Annotated in this window: 21 protein-coding genes; 15 read left to right on the plus strand and 6 right to left on the minus strand. The window is 65.1% G+C overall.

Annotated features, from left to right (window positions below; genetic code table 11):
- Positions 1–125: 125 nt before the first annotated feature.
- The 3 genes from ACQS5P_RS11795 to ACQS5P_RS11805 are packed head-to-tail and all read right to left on the minus strand — an operon-like array spanning position 126 to position 2342.
- A complete protein-coding gene (locus ACQS5P_RS11795; protein WP_428936821.1) occupies positions 126–593 on the minus strand; it encodes a DUF420 domain-containing protein in 468 nt (155 codons plus the stop codon).
- A complete protein-coding gene (locus ACQS5P_RS11800) occupies positions 590–1255 on the minus strand; it encodes an SCO family protein (RefSeq protein WP_428936822.1) in 666 nt (221 codons plus the stop codon). The genes ACQS5P_RS11795 and ACQS5P_RS11800 overlap by 4 nt, the downstream gene beginning before the upstream one ends.
- 49 nt (positions 1256–1304) lie before the next feature.
- Entirely contained in the window at positions 1305–2342 is a 1038-nt protein-coding gene (locus tag ACQS5P_RS11805; RefSeq protein WP_428936823.1) for an endonuclease/exonuclease/phosphatase family protein, read from the minus strand.
- A gap of 204 nt (positions 2343–2546) precedes the next feature.
- On the opposite strand from ACQS5P_RS11805, the gene mutS reads away from it, so the two are divergent.
- From mutS to ACQS5P_RS11880, 15 genes are all read left to right on the plus strand, one after another.
- Entirely contained in the window at positions 2547–5213 is a 2667-nt protein-coding gene (gene mutS, locus ACQS5P_RS11810; RefSeq protein WP_428936824.1) for a DNA mismatch repair protein MutS, read from the plus strand.
- A gap of 115 nt (positions 5214–5328) precedes the next feature.
- The gene (locus tag ACQS5P_RS11815; RefSeq protein ID WP_428936825.1) at positions 5329–6375 is read left to right on the plus strand and encodes a hypothetical protein; all 1047 of its coding nucleotides are present in this window, start codon (positions 5329–5331) and stop codon (positions 6373–6375) included.
- The gene (locus ACQS5P_RS11820; RefSeq protein ID WP_428936826.1) at positions 6338–7108 is read left to right on the plus strand and encodes a methyltransferase domain-containing protein; all 771 of its coding nucleotides are present in this window, start codon (positions 6338–6340) and stop codon (positions 7106–7108) included. The genes ACQS5P_RS11815 and ACQS5P_RS11820 overlap by 38 nt, the downstream gene beginning before the upstream one ends.
- Positions 7109–7182: 74 nt before the next feature.
- Complete coding sequence (locus ACQS5P_RS11825; RefSeq protein WP_428936827.1) at positions 7183–7614, plus strand: hypothetical protein; 432 nt, start codon at positions 7183–7185, stop codon at positions 7612–7614.
- A 222-nt stretch (positions 7615–7836) separates the two neighbouring features.
- On the plus strand, positions 7837–7998 hold the full coding sequence (locus ACQS5P_RS11830) for a Flp family type IVb pilin (protein ID WP_428936828.1): 162 nt from the start codon (positions 7837–7839) through the stop codon (positions 7996–7998).
- Positions 7999–8181: 183 nt separating this feature from the next.
- Complete coding sequence (locus ACQS5P_RS11835; RefSeq protein ID WP_428936829.1) at positions 8182–8352, plus strand: Flp family type IVb pilin; 171 nt, start codon at positions 8182–8184, stop codon at positions 8350–8352.
- A 25-nt stretch (positions 8353–8377) separates the two neighbouring features.
- Positions 8378–8914 carry an A24 family peptidase gene (locus ACQS5P_RS11840; RefSeq protein ID WP_428936830.1) on the plus strand — a complete coding sequence of 179 codons (537 nt, stop codon included), beginning with the start codon at positions 8378–8380 and terminating at the stop codon, positions 8912–8914.
- 17 nt (positions 8915–8931) lie between these two features.
- Positions 8932–9402, plus strand: a complete 471-nt coding sequence (locus ACQS5P_RS11845) for a TadE/TadG family type IV pilus assembly protein (protein ID WP_428936831.1) — start codon at positions 8932–8934, stop codon at positions 9400–9402.
- A 183-nt stretch (positions 9403–9585) separates the two neighbouring features.
- Positions 9586–10563 carry a Flp pilus assembly protein CpaB gene (gene cpaB, locus ACQS5P_RS11850; protein ID WP_428936832.1) on the plus strand — a complete coding sequence of 326 codons (978 nt, stop codon included), beginning with the start codon at positions 9586–9588 and terminating at the stop codon, positions 10561–10563.
- 137 nt (positions 10564–10700) lie between these two features.
- Positions 10701–12227 (plus strand): type II and III secretion system protein family protein, encoded by a 1527-nt coding sequence (locus ACQS5P_RS11855; protein ID WP_428941017.1) that lies wholly within the window; start codon positions 10701–10703, stop codon positions 12225–12227.
- Positions 12228–12283: 56 nt separating this feature from the next.
- A complete protein-coding gene (locus ACQS5P_RS11860; protein ID WP_428936833.1) occupies positions 12284–13417 on the plus strand; it encodes an AAA family ATPase in 1134 nt (377 codons plus the stop codon).
- A gap of 74 nt (positions 13418–13491) precedes the next feature.
- Positions 13492–14940, plus strand: coding sequence for a CpaF family protein (locus ACQS5P_RS11865; protein ID WP_428936834.1), 1449 nt, complete (start codon positions 13492–13494; stop codon positions 14938–14940).
- Between the two features lie 40 nt (positions 14941–14980).
- Positions 14981–15949, plus strand: a complete 969-nt coding sequence (locus ACQS5P_RS11870) for a type II secretion system F family protein (protein WP_428936835.1) — start codon at positions 14981–14983, stop codon at positions 15947–15949.
- A gap of 113 nt (positions 15950–16062) precedes the next feature.
- The gene (locus ACQS5P_RS11875) at positions 16063–16989 is read left to right on the plus strand and encodes a type II secretion system F family protein (protein ID WP_428936836.1); all 927 of its coding nucleotides are present in this window, start codon (positions 16063–16065) and stop codon (positions 16987–16989) included.
- A 49-nt stretch (positions 16990–17038) separates the two neighbouring features.
- On the plus strand, positions 17039–17596 hold the full coding sequence (locus ACQS5P_RS11880) for a hypothetical protein (RefSeq protein ID WP_428936837.1): 558 nt from the start codon (positions 17039–17041) through the stop codon (positions 17594–17596).
- 200 nt (positions 17597–17796) lie between these two features.
- On the opposite strand, the gene ACQS5P_RS11885 is transcribed toward ACQS5P_RS11880, so the two are convergent.
- The 3 genes from ACQS5P_RS11885 to ACQS5P_RS11895 form a co-directional block, all read right to left on the minus strand.
- A complete protein-coding gene (locus tag ACQS5P_RS11885) occupies positions 17797–18381 on the minus strand; it encodes an HAD family hydrolase (RefSeq protein ID WP_428936838.1) in 585 nt (194 codons plus the stop codon).
- Between the two features lie 69 nt (positions 18382–18450).
- Complete coding sequence (locus ACQS5P_RS11890; RefSeq protein WP_428936839.1) at positions 18451–19221, minus strand: ankyrin repeat domain-containing protein; 771 nt, start codon at positions 19219–19221, stop codon at positions 18451–18453.
- Between the two features lie 97 nt (positions 19222–19318).
- Positions 19319–19978, minus strand: a complete 660-nt coding sequence (locus tag ACQS5P_RS11895; RefSeq protein ID WP_428936840.1) for a hypothetical protein — start codon at positions 19976–19978, stop codon at positions 19319–19321.
- Positions 19979–20165 lie beyond the last annotated feature (187 nt).

A 20165-nucleotide genomic window follows, 5' to 3' on the forward strand; every position in this document is an offset into this window, starting at 1 on the left:
ACACGCGGTGTCACGGGCGTCCCGCCGGTGCCGGCCAAAGTCGAGCCTGCGCAAGTCCTGGTACCGCGTGATCTGCGTTCACGCTCAGCACGGCCGAGACGGCCGTGATACCGGCATCCTGCGATTCAGTGTGCCGTCAGCGCGGGAAACAGGTGATACAGCATGAAGTACACTATCACGCCGGTACCCGAAACGTAAAGCCAAATCCACAAAGTGGGTCGAGCGATGCGGCGGTGGCTGATCCACTGCCGCGTGGCGGCCTTCCAGACGGTGATGGCGATTGGCGGGAGCATGCCGATGGCCAGCAGCACGTGTGAGGCCAACAGGATCAGGTAGAAGTTGCGCAGCGGCCCGGGCGACAGTCCGCTGCTGCGCTCGCCGAAGGCAAACTGCGAGTAAAGGTAACTGACAAGGAACGCCGCCGAGGTCGTGAGGGCGGCGATCATCAGGCTGGCGTGGGCGCGGACGTTTCCGCGACGGATCATCAGATAGGCGACGATCAGCAGCGCGGCGCTTGCGCCATTGAGGATGGCATTGATCGCGGCGAACAGCTCCTTGCCGTCGCCCGCGACGCTCGTCGCCGTCGCGATCACGGCGCAGGCTCCTTGTCAGCGGGCTTCTCGGCCAGAAGCGTACGCGCGTCCTGCGCCAACTCCTGCATGGACAGATCATCCGCCGAATCGTAAATGCCGCGGATCCGATTCTGCCGGTCGATCAGCAAAACCTTCTGGGTGTGGGTGATGGGCTGGTCGGCGGTTGCGGGAGCGGCGGCGAGCTTCAGCCCGCGCGCCACCTGAAACATCGTCGGCTCCGGCCCGGTCAGGAAATACCAGCGCGACTGATCGGCGCCCATGCGATCGGCATACGACTTCATCGTCTCGGGCGTGTCGTGCCTGGGGTCGATCGAGAACGAGACGATGTTGATCTCGGGGGAGGGCACGGCCTTTTGAAGCCCGGTCATCCGGCTGACCATCATCGGGCACACGCCGGGGCATTCGGTGAAGAACACCATCGCGACCCAGACTTTTCCTCGCAGGGTCTGGTCGGAGACGGTGCGGCCGTGCTGATCGGTCAGGGAAAAAGCTGGCGCATCGTAGAGCGGCTCCAGACGTGCGGTTGCGGCCAGGAGATGCGGGTCTTCGGCCACGCCGGCGGCGTGCCTGCGTGCCAGCATTCCCGTGGCGACGACCCCGATCATCGCCAGCACCGCCAGTGCCCATAACGCGGTCAGCAGAGTTTTCTGTGTGCGATCCATGAGAGTGGTCTGGGTCGTGTGTTGAACGTTGGACATTTGCGTTTGGCGCCTATCGCGCCGGCTGCGTCGCCGGCGCCGGATCCGAGCGCAGGCGGATCATCACCGGAAAATGATCGCTGGCGACTTGCGTGAAGGCGTTTTGAAAGACCTTCACGTCCAGGATCTGGTCCTGAACATCGCGGGTGACGATCACGTGATCGATCAACGCCCGGCGATTGGTTCTCCAGTAGCCGGCGAAGCTGATCTGCCCCGCCTCGGCCAGAGGCCTGGTCGCCAGGATCAACCCGGCTTCGGGCGGACCCAGCAGGTTGGCGATTGTATCCCCGCCGCCCTCCAGCTCGTATTCCTGGAATCCGATTTCGTCGTTCATGTCGCCCAGGAAGATGACGTCGCTGGGGCCGGCGGATTCGATCTGTTTGATGATCTGGTGGGTGCGGATCGCCTCGCGGTTGCGCCACCTGGTGACCTCGACGTTGTTGCCGCTCTTGCTCTTCTGATGGTTGGTGCCGACCCAGAACCGGTAACCGCCCGGCGACTGCACCAGCACAAAAGCCGGTCCCCGCGCAAACAACCGATCCCCGCGCTGGTTGGATTCCGTATCCGGCTCAAGATAGTACTGATCCTTTCGCTCGATGACGCGGAATCCCGGCTTGAGCATCATGCCCAGGTGCTGATTTCGCTCGGTGTTGGAGGCGAAGACGATCAGCGTCTCGTAGGCGTTGTTGAGCCATCGCCTGTTGAAGTACTCAAGGTCCTTTTGCTCGCAGCCTTCCTGAATGACCAGCACGTCGGGGTTGAACTTCGGATCGAGGATGACCTGCGAGATTTCCCAGTTTTCCTCGTCGTTCTGGAAGCGAATGGCGTCGAGCAGTTCCCTGGCCTGCGGATCGTCGCCGGGCAGCCAGCTCGGCTTGCTGGTCGAGAGCCTGTGTCCGAGGAAGTGCTCGCGGAAGTTTTCGATGTTGTAGGTGGCGAGGGTGATTTGTTCGGCGCGTGCCGACGAGGCAGCGCACCAGATCAGCAGGACGACGGACAGGGCAAAGCGGTGCCGACGCAACGGCGCGGACGCAGACAATTTCCGGTTCATTCGCTCCTCAGCTTCCCTGGGGTGCGGTTTCGTGACCTTTGAGTGAGCAAGTATAGTCGCGGCAATGCCGGAAAGTGCAACCGGAACTCGCCGGCGCCTGATGGCTGCGGCAAAGTTGCAGGCGTGATGTTCGTCGCGCCTGCGCAGGATTCTTGATCTACTTTCGCCGGTCTCATACCTTCGCAGCCATCTCCCGCAGCGGTCATGGCCGATGTGAACTCGACAAGCTCCTCGTCCTCCCTTGCCGCCGCCCTGACGCCGGCGATGCGGCAGTATCAGCAGTTCAAGGCCCAGCATCCGGAGTACGTGCTCTTCTTTCGTATGGGAGACTTCTACGAGATGTTCTGGGAGGACGCGAAGCTGGCGCACAAGGTGCTGGGGGTGGCGTTGACGACCCGCAGCCGCGGTGGCGTCGATGCGGATGATGCGATCCCGATGGCGGGCGTGCCGTATCACGCCGTCGAATCCTACCTGCGGCGGATGATCGCGGCGGGGTACAAGGTCGCCATCTGCGAGCAGACGGAAGACCCTGCTCAGGCCAAGGGGCTGGTCAGGCGCGAGGTGGTGCGTCTGATCACGCCGGGCACGCTGACCGACGATCCACTGCTGGACGGTCGGACGGACAATTACCTTGCGGCGGTGGGATTCGGGGTGACGAGTCGTGCGGGATTCCGCACGGGTCTGGCGTGGGTGGAACTGTCCACGGGCGCGGTCAGCGCGATGAGCGGATCGGAAGGCCAGATCCTGGACGAAATCGCCCGCCTGCAACCCAGTGAGATGCTGATCCCCGAGCACGCCTCGGGCCAGCCGCATGAGATCGGCAGGAAGATCGAGACGCTGGGGGTGCGGGCGATTACGGCGCGTCCGGGGTGGCAGTTCACGCTTCACCACGCCCGCGAGGAGCTTCGCCGGCAGTGGCAACTGGCCGCGACCGGAGGGATCGGCTTTGACGAGGATGATCCGGCGATCGTGGCGATCGGGGCGGTGCTGAGCTACCTGGCCGAGACACAGAAGACCAGCCTTTCGCATCTGCGGATTCCGCGCAAGCACGTGGTCGAGGATCACCTGAGCATCGATCCGGCCAGCTTCCGGTCCCTGGAGATCGATCGGACGGTTCGCACGGGCGCAGTGGAGGGATCGCTGCTGAGCGCGATCGACCGGACGCAGACGGCGATGGGGGCCAGGCTGCTGCGGCAGTGGGTGCGATATCCGCTGTGCGACATCGAGCACATCCGCGCGCGGCACGGGGCGGTGGCGGCGATGCTCGAGTCGCCGCCGACGCTCAGGCAGATCGTCTCGCGGCTGAATGAGGTGTGCGACATCGAGCGGATCGTGGCGCGGCTGACGGTCGGACGCGCCAGCCCGCGCGACGTTTCGTCGCTGGGCCGGTGCCTGGGGGCGCTGCCCGGCTTTATCGACACGCTGCAATCCCTGCCCAATGCCGCCGCCGTCGCCCCGGAGCTGGCTGGCTCGCGAGCCTTCTGCGTCGAGCAGGCCGCCTATATCGCCAGCGCCATCATGCCCGATCCGGCGCCGCACCTGCGCGAGGGCGGCGTGATCGCCGATGGTTTTGATCCCGAGCTGGACCGACTGCGATCGATCGGTTCGAACAGCCAGCAGTGGCTGGCGTCGTATCAGGCGAAGCTGGCCGGCGAGACGAACATCCCTTCGTTGAAGGTCGGATACAACAAGGTTTTCGGGTTCTACATCGAGGTGACCGACGCCCACCGCCAGAAGGTTCCACCCACCTGGACGCGAAAGCAGACGATCAAAAACGCCGAGCGTTACATCACCTCGGAGCTGAAGGAGTTCGAGACCGAGGCGCTGGGGGCGCGAGATCGCGCCATCGCGCTGGAGCAACAGCTTTTCGAGAAGGTGCGCCAGACGCTGCTGCCGCACGTACCGGCGTTTCAGGAGCTGGCGTCGGCGATCGCGCGGGTGGACGTGCTCAGCTCCTTTGCCAGCCTGGCGCTGGAACGCCGCTACTGCCGCCCCGAGGTCGTGGAAGATCGCGTCCTGCAAGTCATCGACGGCCGACATCCGGTGCTGGAGCAGCAGCTCGGCAGCGAATTTGTCGCCAATGATGTGCACTTCGGGCCGCAGGACTCGCTGCTGCTGATCACCGGCCCGAACATGGCGGGCAAGTCGACCTTCATTCGTCAGGTGGCGCTGATCACGCTGTTGGCGCAGATCGGCAGCTACGTGCCCGCGAAGAGCGCGACCATCGGCGTGGTCGATCGCCTGTTCACGCGGATCGGCGCTTCCGACGAGCTTCACGCCGGGCAATCCACGTTCATGGTCGAGATGATCGAGACGGCCAACATCCTGAACAACGCGACCGAGCGCAGCCTGGTGATCCTCGACGAGATCGGGCGCGGCACCAGCACACTGGACGGGCTGAGCCTGGCGTGGGCGATTGCCGAGCACATCGCCTCCGACGTTCGTTGTCGCACGCTGTTCGCCACGCACTACCATGAGCTGACGGACCTGGCGGACCGGTTCAAGGGGGTCAGGAACCTGAACGTGGCGGTTCGCGAGTGGGAAGACCAGGTGATCTTCCTGCACCGGATCGTCGAGGGGGGCACGGATCGCAGCTACGGTATCCACGTGGCGCGGCTGGCGGGCGTGCCCAAACCCGTGCTGGAGCGCGCCCGGCAACTGCTCAGCGAGCTGACGGTTCAGCACGTCGGCCGCCCGCGCCTCAGCCGCAGCCGCAAAAGCGACCGGCCGGCCGACGACTCTCAGCTTGCCCTGTTCGTGGATCCGGCTCAGGAGTTGCAACAGGCACTGGCGCAACTCAGGCTCGATGAGCTGACGCCCCTGAAGGCACTTGAGCTGTTGCAGCAGTGGAAACAGAAATATTGCAGGTAGCGCAGTGCCACTTTTTGCGGCGGCGGCTGGCAAACCTTGGCGGATCTGGAATGTCCATTGAGCAAGGCAGACTGCCCGGCGTAAGCTTGCCCGAGCCTGTTTTGGAGGCCCTGCCATGAGATCCACCCCCGCGGTTGGCGTGTTGATCGGGATGCAACTGATCCTGCTGAGCGTCGTAGGAATATCCCCGGCTGCGCCTCCGGCCACGGCGCCCTCGGTCGATCAGATACAGCAGGCGCTGGATGCCGGACAGTATCCGGAGGTGATCCGGCAGGTGTCGGCGGCGATCCAGGCAGGGGGAAAGAACCTGGCCGGGCCGGAAAAAGCCAGGCTGCTGGCGCTGAAAGGCGAGGCGCATCTGCGGCTGAGGCAGTCGCCGCTGGCCGCCGACGCCTTCGCCGATGCCGCCAAAGAACCGGGCGATGAGCTGGACATCGCCACCTACGCCGCCACCGCGATTCTCATCCGACGTTCGCCGGGCGGCCAATATCAACCCAAACCCACCGAGCCCGGCCAGCCGCGTCCGCAGGCCATCGACATCGTCTCCCCCGATTCACGCAAGCAGGCGCTGGCGGCGCTGTTCAGCGAGGAATCCAGGACGGTGCTTGCCAAAGTCGAGTCGCTCAAGAAACGCGATTCGTTGCCGCCAGTGATGGAAGGACTGAAGCAGGTGGCGGAACTGCGGCGGCTGGAACTGGCCGCCACCGGCTCGGACACCACCTGCCAGCAGATTCTGTCGGAGCTGACGGCCCACGCCAACAGCCTGCTTTCCGACGCGATCAGCAAGATGTCCCAGGAGGTTGAGCAGATCGCGCAACTGGCCAACCAGACCACCAGCACGACCGACACGGAGCGCGGCCGCTCGCGAACCATCACCCGCAAGCGCGGGCTGACCAGCGTCGAGCAGAAGAAGCTGAATGACGTGATTCGTACCTGCCGGGACATCCAAAGGGCGTGCGATGAGCTGTCGGCGGCGATGCAGACGGACCAGGCGGGGGGCTTTGACTCTTCCAAGTCTTCGGCGCAGCAGCTTGCGACCCGCGCCGAACAGGTGCTCAAGGATGACTACAGCCCGCAGTACATCGACACGGGCGGGGGATTCGTCTATCCGCGCAGCGGCGGTCGTGGACGAAGCGATCGCGGCGCCGACCGCCGGAGGTGACGCCCTGCACCGCCGCCTCCGCCAGCACGAATGGATGGATCAGCCCGGCGCCGATCCGCTGCTGCTGTGCCGCAGCCTGCGGTTCCTTCGTCGCATCAATGTCCTGCTTGGCTACACCCGATCGACCCTTTGGCACCTGGATCGATTCACCCGAGCATCCAGCAACGAACAGCCGAACACGTGCTCGGCTCAGCCCATCACGATCCTGGATGTGGCAACCGGATCGGCGGACGTTCCGGCGGCGATCGTGCGATGGTCGCACCGGCGAAGACTGAACGTTCGCATCGTCGCGCTCGATCGACACCCGCAGACTGCCGCCTACGCCCGCCAACAGTTGCGACGCCTCGCTCACAACGGGTCGGTTCAGCTCATCCGCGCCGATGCGCTGGAACTGCCCTTCGGCGATGGCAGCTTCGATTACGTCATCAGCAGCCTGTTCCTGCATCATCTGGATGAGCAGCCGATCGTGCGGGCGCTGCGGGAAATGGATCGGGTGGCCAGGCGGGGAATCATCGTCGCGGACCTGATCCGCAGCCGCCGGGCGCTGGCCTGGATCACGCTGATGACGCTGCTGGCCAACCCGATGGTGCGGCACGACGCCCGCGCCAGCGTCAGGCAGTCATTCACGCCTCAGGAGATCATCGCCCTCTGTCAGCGCGCGGGGATCGGGTACCTTCGCTATTACCCACATTTCGGGCATCGCTTCATCCTGGCCGGGCAGAAGCAGAGTTGATCGCTGCTCTCTGCTCGCCGCCGTTTTTTCGGACTTGAGGTTCGCGGCGCGCCGGGTCGATAATCAGCTCTGGTATGCGCGTGCGACGGTCCAGCCGGGGGCAATCGATCGCGACATGGCTGGTCGCGGCGGCGGCGGGGGCGGGCCTGCTGTGGGCCGCCCGCTGCGCCCTGCGGCGAAGCTCGGTCCGGGCGCGGCCAGTGACCGGCAGCACTGGCGAAGACTTTGCGGCATTCCAGCGCCTGCGTCGCGCGATTATCGGGTCGCAGAAGGCGATGATCACGGCGGTTTTCGGCCCGCCACACGCCAGCGCCGGCTTTGCCTCGATGGCGCCGGCGATGCTCATGCACTCCGACGCGGTCAGGGCGGCGACGTGGTATTACCCGCTTCGGCCGCCGGGCGGGCAGCGCGCGGTGCTGGTGGTGCAATTCGATAACGACGTGGCTCGCGACGCCACACTGGTGCATCCTCCCTCCGACAGACCAGACGCAATCCAACCGGAATGAACGATTGGGCGCACGCACGTCTAATAACCGCGGCGGCGGGCACGTCGCGGTTCATCGATCGATCCTCTTAAAGCGAGGTCCGGGCATATCCGATGAGACTGGTGCAACCGGTCTGTTCACTACCGGCGTGGCTGCAAGGGTGCGAGCCACAGGCCACGGCGCGCGGTGCGCTTGCTTCAGGCTCGCCACTGCCAGTTTGTTCGGGAGACATCCATGAGGTCGATGCGGAAGTTGTTGGTGGATCTGGCCAGGGACGAGCATGGCGGAGAGGTGCTGGAATATGCGCTGATCGCCGGCCTGATCGTCGTCGCCGCCATTGCCGTGATCGGCGCCGTCGGCACGAAGGTGGTGGCGCGATGGACGTCGCTGAACAGCGGGCTGTAAGCTGAACAGCGGGCTGTCATCGGCGGCAGCGGCGGCGGTGCACAACCGCCTGGAAGGACCCGGCGGCAGGGGCCGCAGGCGGACGATCCGTTTGGACTGCCCCAGCCGGGTCCGGCCCGATCCGCACCGCACATGGTGCAGCGGTACGACCTGGCCGATGCGGACATCTTTGAAGAGGGAACGATGAACCGAGTTGCACGATGGGTCGGGCCGCTGCTGCGCGATGAGCGCGGCGGCGAAGTGATCGAATATGCATTGATCGCGGGGCTGATCGTGGTGGCGGCCATCGCGATCATCGGCGCCGTCGGCACGAAGGTGCTGGCCCGATGGACCAGCGTCAACGACGGCCTGTAGCAACCCGCAAGATCGGAACCATCCGGTGCGAAACCTGCTGCCCCTGTTGCCGATGTTCGCGATGCTCGCGCTGGCGGCGAGCCTGGATTGGCGGGCGCGGCGAATCCCGAACTGGCTGACGCTGGGACTGGCGGCGGGCGGGCTGGTTAACAGCCTGTTCCCCGCCACGCGGCTGGCTGGGCCAGACCAGGCGCTGCTGGGCGCGGGCCTTGGGCTGGCGCTGACGTTCCCGATGTTCTGGCTGGGCGCGATCCGCGGCGGAGACGTCAAGCTCATCGCCGCCCTGGGTGCGTGGCTGGGACCGATCGGAGTCATCAAGCTGCTGGTCGTCCAGGCGCTGGTCGGGCTGGTCATCGTGCTGGTGCAGTGCGCGGCCAGGGGGAAGCTGACGGCGCTGCTGAGCAACAGCGCGGTGCTGGCGATGAACGTGGCGCACGTGCGGGAGCTGGGCGCCGATCACGTTGGCCAGGCCGGGCAGGCCTACCGCAGCATCGATCGTCCGCTGCCGTACGCGGTGCCGGTGCTGCTGGCGGCTGTGATCGTGGTGGGGGCGTTGATGTAGGACGCGGAGGCCGAGACATGCGCAAGCTGCTGAACCACCGCTCGGATCGCCACCGCCGCGAACCGCGAATGGCGTGTCGGTGGCGCGGGGCGGCGATGATCGAGGCGGTCTTCGTCCTGTTCATCCTGCTGGTGCTGACCTTCGGCACCGTCGAGTTCGGATACTTCTTCTTCGTCAAGCATTCGCTCCAGGGCGCCGCACGCGAAGGCGCACGCGCCGCGATCGTCCCCTCGGCCGATAACAACGCCGTCATCAAGGCGGTGGTCGATTCGCTGTACCTGGCTGGATTGAACAACTCGAGCCTGACCCTGGACAGCCGCTACACGCTCAAGCTCACGCCCGCCAACGTTGCCACCGCCGCGCAGGGAAGCCCCGTGACCGTCGAGCTCAGCGCCAAGTGGGTCAGCTACGGGGTTCGTCCGCTGGGGGATCTGCTGATCAAGAGCGATAAGATCGTCAAGGGCACGACGACGATGCGCAAGGAATAGCGCCGCACTCGCCAGTGTGCGATTGCCGATCGCACGCAAATGCGTCCAGTCGGCAATCATCAGCTCCGTCAACTTCAGAAGATTTCCCGTCGTTGATCTAAACCCGTCAGGCGGTCTATCCGACCTCACGTTTGATGCCCCGCTTCGGGGATGCTGCATGGAAGTGTCCACAGGAGATGGTCTATGAGCTGGAAAACGTGGATGCCGCTGGTGCTGGCGGTGGTGCTGGGGCTGGTGGCGATGAAGGTGACGCGGGACGTGATCGCGCGCAGCCGCTCGACGCCGGCCCGTGAAAGCGGCACGCCGGTCGTCGTGGTCAGAAGTGACATCCCCGCCGGTACCGCGCTGAAGGCCGAGCACCTGACGCTTACGCGGATGAGCGGCGGGGTCAGTCCGCAGGGCGTGTTCAGCGATCCGGCCCAGCTCGAAGGACGTGTGGTCACGGTGGCGATGGTCGCTGGCCAGCCGGTGCTGGAAGCGGTCCTTGCACCGCGTGGAGCGGGCAATGGTCTTCAGGCGCTGATCCCCGAGGGCAAGCGCGCCATGACGGTTGAAATCAACGAGTTCAGCGGGGTGGCGGGCAATCTGACGCCCGGCTGCCGCGTGGACGTCGTGGCCACGATCAGCGGGGATCACGGCGAAATGCTCTCGCGCACGATCGTGCAGAACGTGAAGGTGCAGGCGCTGGGCAGCCGCCAGCAGACCGACAACGATTCGGCGCCGATCCGGTCGGTAACGCTGATTGTCACGCCGAAGGAGGCCGAGGCGATCGAGCTGGCGTCGGCAACCGGGCGTCCTCGACTGGTGCTGCGAAGCGGCAGCGACAACGACACCACGCCGACCGAAGGCGTGACGGTGGCGGAGCTGCGTCGCAGCGCCGTTCGGCGCGGCGATCCGTTCGCGGTTCAGCCCGTCGAGATGACCTCGCCGCCAGCCACTCAGCCCGGCACTGAAAAGGTCGTGGAAAAGATCGTCGAGCGCGTGGTCGAAGTTCCCGCGGCGGCGCCGTCGCGCAGGCAGATCAGCGTGATCCGCGGCGGGGTTGAGACTCAGACCAGTGTGGAGGATCCACAGGCGATGCGTTCGGGCGGCGGCGGACAACAGCCCCGCTGGATGACCGGCGTGAGCACCCAGGAACTGCCGGGCGCGGGCACGAAGTAGGACCGGACCGGCCGACGGGCCGGACAGATCAGCGGCCGCCAGGGGCCAACCAAGCGGAGTGTCGGGTCATGCGAAACCTTTGCAGCAGAGATCGGAACCAAAAGCCAGGCCGGCATCGCGTAGGGCGGGCGGTGTTGATGTGGACCGCCGCCGCGGCGCTGGTGCTGGGGGCGGCGGTGGGTCAGGCGTCGGGACAGTCACCGCCGGCCGCCGCGCCGCAGACCAGCCCCATCGTCGCCGAGGGCACCGATGCCAATGGTCAGCTCAAACTGACCGTCAATCGCACGGCGCTGATCACGACCAGGGTTCCGTACAAGCGCGTGAGCGTCGGGCAGCCGGAAGTCGCCGATGTCAACCCGATCGGCCCGGGCAACATCCTGGTGACGGCCAAGAAGCCGGGCACGACGCAGGTGATCATCTGGGACGACAACGACCGTTCACAGGTGGTCGACGTGGTGGTGGAATTCGATCTTCAGGCGCTGCGCGACCAGATCAAGCTGATGTTCCCGGACAGCAAGATCGAGGTCAATGTGCTGAACCGGGCGATCGCGCTGCGCGGGCGGGTGCCGAACCTGGAAGCCGCCAACCAGGCCGTCGCCATCGCCCAGCCGTACTCCGATCGCGTGCTGAACTTTCTGGAGATTTCCGGCGGCCAGCAGGTGATGCTCCAGGTGCGCTTCGCGGAGGTTTCGCGATCGGCCACCAGCGCGCTGGGGATCAACGGCAACTACGCCAGCGGGGCGTTCTACGGCGGCAGCAACATCGGTCAGGTCAACCCCTCGGACCGGATGCTGAACAACACCACCGTGGGGCAAAGCCCGCCGTTCAACGGCATGACCATCGACGGCGCCACCCCGGTCAATCCGTCGGTGACGCTGTACGGCGGCGGACAGATCGGCAACTTCTACCTGGAATACTTCATCAACGCCCTGCGGCAGAACAATCTGCTGCGGGTGCTGGCCGAACCCAACCTCATCACCATCAGTGGTCAGGAGGCCAGTTTCCTGGCCGGCGGGGAGTTTCCCATCCCCGTGACGCAGGGCGGCGGGCAGGGGGGCGTGGCAATCACCGTCGAGTACCGGGAGTTTGGCGTGAAGCTGAAGTTCGTGCCGGTGGTGCTGGGCGACGGTCGGATCAAGCTGAAGGTCGCGCCGGAAGTCAGCGACCTGGACTTCACCACCGCCGTGCGACTGAACGGATTCGTGATTCCCGGCGTGACCACCCGCAAGGTCGAGACCTCGATCGAGATGGCCGAGGGACAGACCTTCGCCATCGCGGGCCTGCTGAACAACAACATCACCGCCAGCAAGGATGTCACGCCCCTGCTGGGGGATTTGCCGGTGGTCGGGGCGTTGTTCCGGTCGGTGCGTTATCAGCGGAAGGAGACGGAGTTGGTGGTGCTGGTGACGCCGCGGCTGGTTTCGCCGATGAACCCGGATCAGGTTCCACTGCTGCCTGGGGAAAAGTGGCGTGATCCTGGGGAGAACGATCTGTTCTGGAATCGCGATCTGGGCGGTGAGCAGGAGGCGTCGAACGCGCCAGGCTCGCATGCGGCGCGTGGGCCGACGACCAACCGCGGCGCCGCAGGGCAGGAGCGTTCGGCGGCGCGGTTTGTCGGGCGTTACGGCTTCACGCCGCACACGCCGGCTGCCGCGCCACAGTAAGCGAACATGCGATAACGGGGACGATGCGTTTTGCCCGGGAAGTTGGTGGAACAGATATGTACGTTCAACTCAACTGTGTGATCGTGGACGCCGACGCCGCAAACCGTCAGGAGCTGGCCGGATTTCTCAGCCAGTTCGGGGTGAACGTGGTGGGACAGTTGCCTGCGGGCGATGCGGTGGCGCCGCTGCTGTCGCGACCCGAGGCGCCGCAACTGGTGATCGTGAATCTGGATCCCGGCGCGCACGAGAATCTCAAGCGGATCGCGCAGCTTCCGCGGCAGTATCCCAATGTCAGCTTCTTCGTGATGAGCCAGGTGCTGGATGCGAACCTGCTGATGGAGGCGATGCACCTGGGAGTCCGGGAGTTCATCCCGCTGCCGATCACCGAGCAGAAGTTCGCCGCCGCCATCGAACGCGTCGCCAGCCTGCACGGCATGGGCAAACGCGCCAAGATCGTGCACGTGATTCCGACGCAGGGCGGATGCGGATCGACGACGGTGGCGTGCAATGTGGCGGCTTCGCTGGCCGGAACGAGCAAAACCTGCCTGATCGACCTGGACCTGATCCGAGGCGGGGTGGCCAGCTACTTCGACATGCGACCCAAGTACACCATCGCCGATGTGATGGACCCGGCCGCCAAGCTCGACAAGCAACTGCTGGACAACGCGCTGGCGGTGCATCGTGGCAGCGGGCTGGCAATCCTGCCCCGTCCGGAACTGCCCGAGGACACGCAACGGGTGACGCAGGCGGGAATCCAGCGGTTGCTCAGCGTCGTCGGCCGGGTCTTCGACTTCGTGGTGATGGACTCGATGATGAGCGTGGATCCGACGTACACCGCGGCGATCCAGGGCTCGGACCTGAACCTGATCGTCATGCAGCTCAACGTCCCCAGCGCCAAAAACGCCGAGCGGTTCGTCGGCGCCCTGCGGCGAATGGGGATCGAGGCCAGCAAGATCCGCATTGTGGTCAACCGCTACGTGAAAAAGGGCTGGGACATCGAGCCTGGGGAAGTGGAGCGGGCGTTGGGTCTGAAGATCAACTGGATGATCCCCAACGATTTCAAGAATGCGATAGCGGCGATCAATTACGGCGAGCCGGTGGTGCTTCGGGCGCCGCGATGCGAGATGAGCACCAGCCTGATCGAGCTGGCGCAGACGATCCGTGGGAACGTGGCGAAGAACGCGGCATGAGCTGCTGGCGGCATGAGCTGTTGGTCGTCGCGCCTGTGGGGCGCGCGACCCTGACGAACCGGGAGTAGCAACCTATGGGCTTGTTTACACGCAAGGAGACTGCGGCGGCGACGGTGGCGGCTGCGGCGACGCAGGCGGCGCAGGACGCCGATGCAGCCAGGCTCGCCAGGTCCGCCCCCACGCCCATTCCCGCGATTCCGCTGCCGCCGCGGACTGACGCCGCGCAGCCTGCGCCTCCCTCCGAACGTCAGCTTTACATGCAGCAGCTCAAGGTTCGCATTCACCAGCAGCTCGTGGAGCGGCTGGACGTGCAGAACCTTCGCGCCCTGCCGCCGGAGACCGTCCGTGCCGAGGTTCGCGTGCTCATCCGCGAGCTGTGCCAGAGCGAAAAAGGATTGATCAACAGCGTCGAGCAGGAACGGCTGATGGACGAGGTCATGGATGAGACCTTCGGCCTGGGGCCGCTGGAGTCGCTGCTGAAGGATCCGACGGTCACGGACATTCTGGTGAACCGATATGACCGGGTGTACTGCGAGCGTCGGGGGCGACTGGAACTGGTGGATGTGCGTTTTCGCGACAACGCGCACCTCAGACAGATCATCGACCGGATCGTGGGGATGGTCGGTCGGCGGGTGGACGAGGTGAGTCCGATGGTCGATGCGCGTCTGGCGGATGGCAGTCGCGTCAACGCGATCATTCCGCCGCTGGCGCTGGACGGCCCGGCGATGTCGATCCGGCGATTTGGCACGCGGCCGCTTCAGCTCGAAGACCTGATCCGGCACGGCACGTTTCCGCAGGCGGTGATGGACTTTCTGGCCGCCTCGGTGCAGGCGCGATGCAACATCGTGATCAGCGGCGGCACCGGATCGGGCAAGACGACGCTGCTGAACTGCCTGTCGCGCTACATTCCGGCTGACGAACGGGTGATCACGATCGAGGATGCGGCGGAGCTTCAGCTTCAGCAGCCGCACGTGGTGAGGCTGGAGACGCGCCCGCCGAACATCGAGGGCAAGGGCGAGATCACGCAGAGGGACCTGGTGAAAAACTGTCTGCGCATGCGCCCGGATCGGATCATCATCGGAGAGGTGCGCGGACCTGAGGCGCTGGACATGCTTCAGGCGATGAACACCGGGCATGAGGGGTCGATGACCACGATCCACGCCAACAGCACGCGCGACGCGCTCAGCCGGCTGGAAGTGATGGTCGCGATGGCCGGGTATGACATCCCGCTGCGCGCCCTGCGGACGCAGATCGCCAGCGCCGTGCAGCTCGTGGTGCAGGTTCGTCGTATGCCCGGAGGCAGACGGAAGGTGGTGAGCATCAGCGAGATCTCGGGGATGGAGGCGGATCAGATCCAGATGCACGAGATCTTCATGTACGAGCAGACCGGCGTGGATGCCGACGGGCATGCCACCGGGCACTTCTGGGCGACGGGCATCCGTCCGCGTTGCCTGGACCGCATCGAGCATCGCGGCATCCGCCTGCCCAGCGAGCTGTTCCTGAGGAGAAAGTTCGAGGGCTGAGGCGGCTTGCGGGCGTGGGGAACTGGTCGAGGGTTGATCTATGGAAGTCATGTTACTTCCGATTCTGGCGGCGGCGGCGGTGATGCTGCTGGTGTGGGGCGGGACCCAGGCGCTGGCGTCGCTGACCGATGCGCAGAAGCGAAAGCTCAAGCAGCGGCTGAGCACCGGCGGCCGGCTTGACGACGCGTCGGCGATCGCCCAGCGAAACATCCTCATGCAGCAGCAGGAGCTGGACGGGATGTCGGCGGCGCTGCTGCGGATTTCGCTGTTTGAGCGGCTCAACCGGCTGCTGGTTCATGCCTACCCGGACGTGACGCTGGGACGGTTTCTGCTGGTGGTGGCGGGGATTGCGGTGGGGATGTTTCTGCTGTGCCTGTTGATCAGCGGATCGATCCTGGTGTCGGCGGTGGCGGGCGGAATCGGAATCTATGCGCCCTGCGTGGTATTGAGCAGCAAGCGCGCCAGGCGGCAGCGACTGCTGGCCGACCAGTTGCCCGAAGCGCTGGACTTTTTGGGTCGAATTCTCAAGGCCGGGCACAGCCTCAGCACCGGGATTCAAATGATGGGCGAGGAGTTGCCACAGCCGCTGGCCGGCGAGTTCCGCCGCGCCTACGACCAGCACAGCCTGGGACAGCCGATGGAGCAGGTGTTGCGTGAGATGGCCAAGCGGATTGAATCGACCGACTTTGCGTTCTTCGTGACCGCAACGCTGATCCAGCGGCAGACCGGCGGGGATCTCTCGGAAGTGCTGGGCAACATCAGCGACATGATTCGCCAGCGGATCCGCCTTCAGCAGCACGTGAAGGCCAAGACCGCCGAGGGACGATTGACCGGGTACATCCTGACGGCATTTCCGGCGGTGATGTTCGTGATCGCGTATGTGCTGAACCCGGAGTACGCGGGCGTGCTGATTCACACGGGCACCGGGCTGATGCTGCTGGGTGTGGCGTTCGGTCTGCAACTGCTGGGGCTGTACTTCATCAAGAAGATCACGACGGTGGTCGTGTAGCAGGGGCAGGGAACAGGTGGCAGCGTGCAGAAACAGCAAGAGGCAGCGGCGTGCGCCAGTGAGCGGCCGACGTGCCGGTGTGCGGATCTTCCGCGGCGCAGCGGGATGAAGTTATGAACGAGCAGATTCTGCTATACATGTGCGTTGGCGGCGCCGTAGCGGGGGTGGCGTTTTTCGTCTCGCGGCTGGCGCTGGGCGCCGCTGCCGACGCCAAACTCCGCGAACGACTGGAGGATGCCGACCGCCCGGGTGGAGCCGCACATGGTCCATCCGCGACACAGACCGTTGTGCCGATCCTTCAGAAGATCGGTCAGGCCGCCGCCCAGCCGTTCATGCCCAAGAGCCGCCAGAAGGTCTCCAGCCTTCGGCGAGACCTGGGTTACGCCGGCATCTACAGCGCGTCAGCGGTGAAGCTGGTGACCGGGGCGAAGGTGCTTTGCCTGCTGGGGGGAGTGCTGATCGGCTACCTGCTGGGCGCGCTGGTTGGCCTGGTGATGCTGGGGACATCGGTTGGAGGGCTGGTGGGATACCTGATGCCGCGAATGTGGCTCAAGTCACGGATTCGCGCCAACCAGCGGGCGTTGACGATCGGGCTTCCCGATGCGCTGGACCTTCTGGTGGTATGCGTCGAGGCGGGACTGACGATCGATTCGGCCATGCAGCGCGTGGGGCAGGAGCTGAACCTGGCGCATCCGGCGGTGGCCCGTGAGCTGGGGATCGCGCACATGGAAACGCGCGTGGGACTGTCACGGCAGGAAGCGCTGAAGAATCTGGGCGTGCGAACGGGCAATGCGGCGCTACAGTCGCTGGCGGCGATGCTGATCCAGGCCGACCGCTTCGGCACTTCCATCGCCGGCGCCCTGCGGATTCACGCCGACTCGCTGCGAACCAAACGCCAGCACGCCGCCGAGGAGATGGCCGCCAAGGCTTCCGTGAAGCTCAGCTTCCCGCTGGTGCTGTTCATCTTCCCGGCGACGTTCATTGTTCTGGCCGGGCCAACGGTGATCGGACTGATGAAAAGCGCGCTGTTCAACGACTAAGTGATTAACGCGCTGCGCCGGTGAGACGATCTAAAAGGTGGTGACAAACATGACCAGCAGAACGCACAAACAGTTGATTGCGCCGGCAATGGGGTTGCCGATCGGGCTGCTGATGGCGGCGGCGCTGATTGGTGCAGCGCTGGGCGGGTGCGCGACGGACAAGTCGCAGATGAAGGACTTTTTCCCGCCCAACGACGGCAACCGCGCCGTCAACCAGATGGCCAACATGCAGGCAGATCTGGGCGCCCGCGCCGACGCCACGCTGCACCCGGTCCACTTCGACGGGACCAGGCTCAACTCCCTTGGCGAGCAGAAGCTGGCGGCGCTGATCGGACAGGACCCGGACGCGGACGTGAACGTGTATCTGGACATGCCCGAGAATGAGCTGGCTGAGGCGCGACGGGACGTGGTGAGAAGCTATCTGATCGATCGAGGCGTGACTGCGACGCATGCCAAAGTGCAGATCGGGCCCAACCCCGACACCCTCACGCCCGCGGCGATCGGACTGGCGCACCTGAGCAAGACCGAAACGGGACAGGCTGGCGGCGTGGCGGCGGTCGAACAGACCAGCATGGGGACCGGCGGCAGCAGCGGGGGAACGAAGTGATCGGTGTTTTCCGGATTGGGGCAGGGTAGCGGGGTGAGGAGCAGATGATAAGGGGGCGCGGGATCGGTTCACAACCGCCCAGTGTCTTCCGGAGCAGGAGAGGATCGGCGGCGGCGAATCGGCGATTCGTCGCCGTCGCGTCTTTGGGCCGTGCAGCGGTCGGGGCGACGCGTGCCGTCATCGGCACGATCAGGGGCTGCTCAGCCGTGCATCTGCCGCAAAAGCTCGTGCAGTTCGTGCAGATCGGCGACGGTCTTCCAGGGCTGGGCCGCAAAGTCGCGCCGGCGACGGTGACTGACCCAGACGGTCTTCATTCCCGCGGCCAGCCCGGCCTCCACATCGTGTCGCCCGTCGCCGACCATCCAGGCGTCGTGATGATCGGGCACGGCCAGTCGCTGGCAGGCCAGCAGCAGCGGCGTCGGATCGGGCTTGTAGACGCCGTCGTCGCGGGTGATCAGGATGTGGATGGGCAGGGCGTGGCGTGCCACGACAACTTCGGCACTGCGGCGGCTGTTGCGGGTGATCAGCGCCATTGGAATGCGGCGGGACTCGATCCACCGCAGCAGTTCAGCACAACCGGGATTCAACGTGGACTGTTCGGCGGCGGCGTCCTCGTGGCGAAGCAGAATCTGCCGCGCCCGTGCCAGCCGCGCCGGCTCCATCTCCGCCATCGCTTCCAAAATCGGACGATCGCCGATGCCCATCTCTGCCCTGATCGCGGCGAAATCGAGCATCGGACGGGTGAGCGTGCCGTCCATGTCAAACAGGATGGCCGACGGTCTCATACGTTTGATGTTTGTCCGCGTCGTCGCGGGAAGCAAGCGTCGCGGGGATGCAGCAGGACATGACACGCACTAGCCGCCAGACGCAGACAGCGCATGCGGTTGCGTTGCGGGCTGCGGCGGTTGTGGGCGATTCTCGACCGGCCGAAAGAGGCTCGCCAACCGTTCAATGAGATTGGCCAGATCATGGTGGTCGTTGCTGCGGGCGTGGTCGGCAGCGGTCAGGCCGTCGTGATCGCGGCGGGTCGGGTCGGCGCCGGCGTCGATCAGCAGCATCACCAGGGCCGGCGAGCAGCGATGGGACGTGACGGCGAGCATGAGCGGTGTAGTGCCGTCGTCGCAGGCGGCATTGGGATCAGCGCCGCGCGACAGCAGCAGCGCGACCGTCGAAACGTGCGCGTACAGGGCAGCATGCGCCAGCGGAGTCATCCCGAGGCTGTCGGGCTGGTTGACCGAGGCGCCCCGATCAAGCAGCAAGCGAGCGACGTCGGTCTTCCCGGCGCAGGCGGCGTGAGCCAGCGCCGTGCGTCCGCAGCGATCAACCGCATGCAGATCCGCGCCGCGACTGAGCAGCTCTCGCGTCGTGTGCAGATCTCCGTTGCTGGCGGCGATCATCAGCGCGGTCTGCTGGCTGAAAGGCTCGATGGCGTTGGGCGATGCGCCGCTGGCCAGCGCCTCATCAATCTGCTGCCACTCGCGAAAGCGCAGTGCCAGCAGGAGCCGTTCATCGGCATCGGCCCCGCCGGCAGGATAGCGGCGCACGATGATCGGTCCCCAGCACAAGCCACAGAACAGCGTAAGCAGGATTACGAGTTTCCCGATTCGCAGGAGTAACGATCTCATCTTCCGCAACATATACGGATAGAGAGCTCGGTTGTTCGTACAGAGCCGGTGGGTGCGGGTTCGATGTCACATTCGAACCAGTCAGCCGGAGCTTGCACTACGAAAGTCTGCGACGTGGCAGGCAGACCGAAGCGGCGGCGATCAACAGGATGGCGGCGCCGGCGGGCTCGGGAACCGTCACCCAACCGCTGTTGTTGGCCTGGGCGCCAATGCCCTGCACGTGAGCGGCGGTAGGGAACGGACCTTTGCCTCCAGCAGGGGCGCTGAGGAAATTGAAGGAGTTGGCCGTCAATGAGGAAATCCCGCTGATGGTGTACACGACCGACTCGCCGGCGGTAAAGCGGTTGGCGGGCGGCGCGTTGTCGAAGGCGACCTGGATGTCATACAGCCCGTCGCCATCGGCCTGGAACGCGTTGACTCCGGTGAGAATCGTCGGATTGGCGAAGGTTCCAGTCTTGGTCGGAGAAGAAAAGATCAAGTTGGCGGGGTTGAGACTGGGGTCGAGGTTGAAGTTCCATTCGGAGACGAATTCGCTGCCGGTGAGGTTCAGGGCCGTGAGGGTGAGCGTGACCGAGCCGCTGGACCCGCCATCGTCGAAGGTGGCGCGGAGCCACGGCGTGGCGCCTGCCGGGGCAGTGGCACCGCTGAACTCGACGGACAGATCGTAAGTGATGACCGCAGCGCGGGCAGTATGGCCCAGCGACATGGACAGCACGATGGCCGATGCACACAGGAAAAGTTGGGGACGACCGATCATGATCTTCCGCTCCGGTACGACTTTGGGGTTAGTCTTGTGGTTGATCCATCAGCAGCGCCACGGATGCAGCGCGGCGTCGCTGCCCCAACGTGTTAGCTTCCTCATCATACAGGAAATATAGTTTGATGCAATGAAGAATCGGGGTTACAGACTATGGATGTGGTGAACGACAAGGAACAGGCCGACT

Origin of the sequence: Fontivita pretiosa (genome assembly GCF_050410795.1) — a bacterium.
Taxonomy (GTDB): Bacteria; Planctomycetota; Phycisphaerae; order Tepidisphaerales; family Tepidisphaeraceae; genus Fontivita; species Fontivita pretiosa.

Coding starts and splice junctions, on each gene's coding strand:
- ACQS5P_RS11870 (WP_428936835.1), top strand. CDS start 14,981: ATGGAAGTCATGTTACTTCCGATTCTGGCGGCGGCGGCGGTGATGCTG.
- cpaB (WP_428936832.1), top strand. CDS start 9,586: ATGAGCTGGAAAACGTGGATGCCGCTGGTGCTGGCGGTGGTGCTGGGG.
- ACQS5P_RS11880 (WP_428936837.1), top strand. CDS start 17,039: ATGACCAGCAGAACGCACAAACAGTTGATTGCGCCGGCAATGGGGTTG.
- ACQS5P_RS11860 (WP_428936833.1), top strand. CDS start 12,284: ATGTACGTTCAACTCAACTGTGTGATCGTGGACGCCGACGCCGCAAAC.
- ACQS5P_RS11845 (WP_428936831.1), top strand. CDS start 8,932: ATGCGCAAGCTGCTGAACCACCGCTCGGATCGCCACCGCCGCGAACCG.
- ACQS5P_RS11830 (WP_428936828.1), top strand. CDS start 7,837: ATGCGGAAGTTGTTGGTGGATCTGGCCAGGGACGAGCATGGCGGAGAG.
- ACQS5P_RS11815 (WP_428936825.1), top strand. CDS start 5,329: ATGAGATCCACCCCCGCGGTTGGCGTGTTGATCGGGATGCAACTGATC.
- ACQS5P_RS11825 (WP_428936827.1), top strand. CDS start 7,183: ATGCGCGTGCGACGGTCCAGCCGGGGGCAATCGATCGCGACATGGCTG.
- ACQS5P_RS11865 (WP_428936834.1), top strand. CDS start 13,492: ATGGGCTTGTTTACACGCAAGGAGACTGCGGCGGCGACGGTGGCGGCT.
- ACQS5P_RS11890 (WP_428936839.1), bottom strand. CDS start 19,221: ATGAGATCGTTACTCCTGCGAATCGGGAAACTCGTAATCCTGCTTACG.
- ACQS5P_RS11885 (WP_428936838.1), bottom strand. CDS start 18,381: ATGAGACCGTCGGCCATCCTGTTTGACATGGACGGCACGCTCACCCGT.
- ACQS5P_RS11875 (WP_428936836.1), top strand. CDS start 16,063: ATGAACGAGCAGATTCTGCTATACATGTGCGTTGGCGGCGCCGTAGCG.
- ACQS5P_RS11835 (WP_428936829.1), top strand. CDS start 8,182: ATGAACCGAGTTGCACGATGGGTCGGGCCGCTGCTGCGCGATGAGCGC.
- ACQS5P_RS11800 (WP_428936822.1), bottom strand. CDS start 1,255: ATGGATCGCACACAGAAAACTCTGCTGACCGCGTTATGGGCACTGGCG.
- ACQS5P_RS11895 (WP_428936840.1), bottom strand. CDS start 19,978: ATGATCGGTCGTCCCCAACTTTTCCTGTGTGCATCGGCCATCGTGCTG.
- mutS (WP_428936824.1), top strand. CDS start 2,547: ATGGCCGATGTGAACTCGACAAGCTCCTCGTCCTCCCTTGCCGCCGCC.
- ACQS5P_RS11855 (WP_428941017.1), top strand. CDS start 10,701: ATGTGGACCGCCGCCGCGGCGCTGGTGCTGGGGGCGGCGGTGGGTCAG.
- ACQS5P_RS11805 (WP_428936823.1), bottom strand. CDS start 2,342: ATGAACCGGAAATTGTCTGCGTCCGCGCCGTTGCGTCGGCACCGCTTT.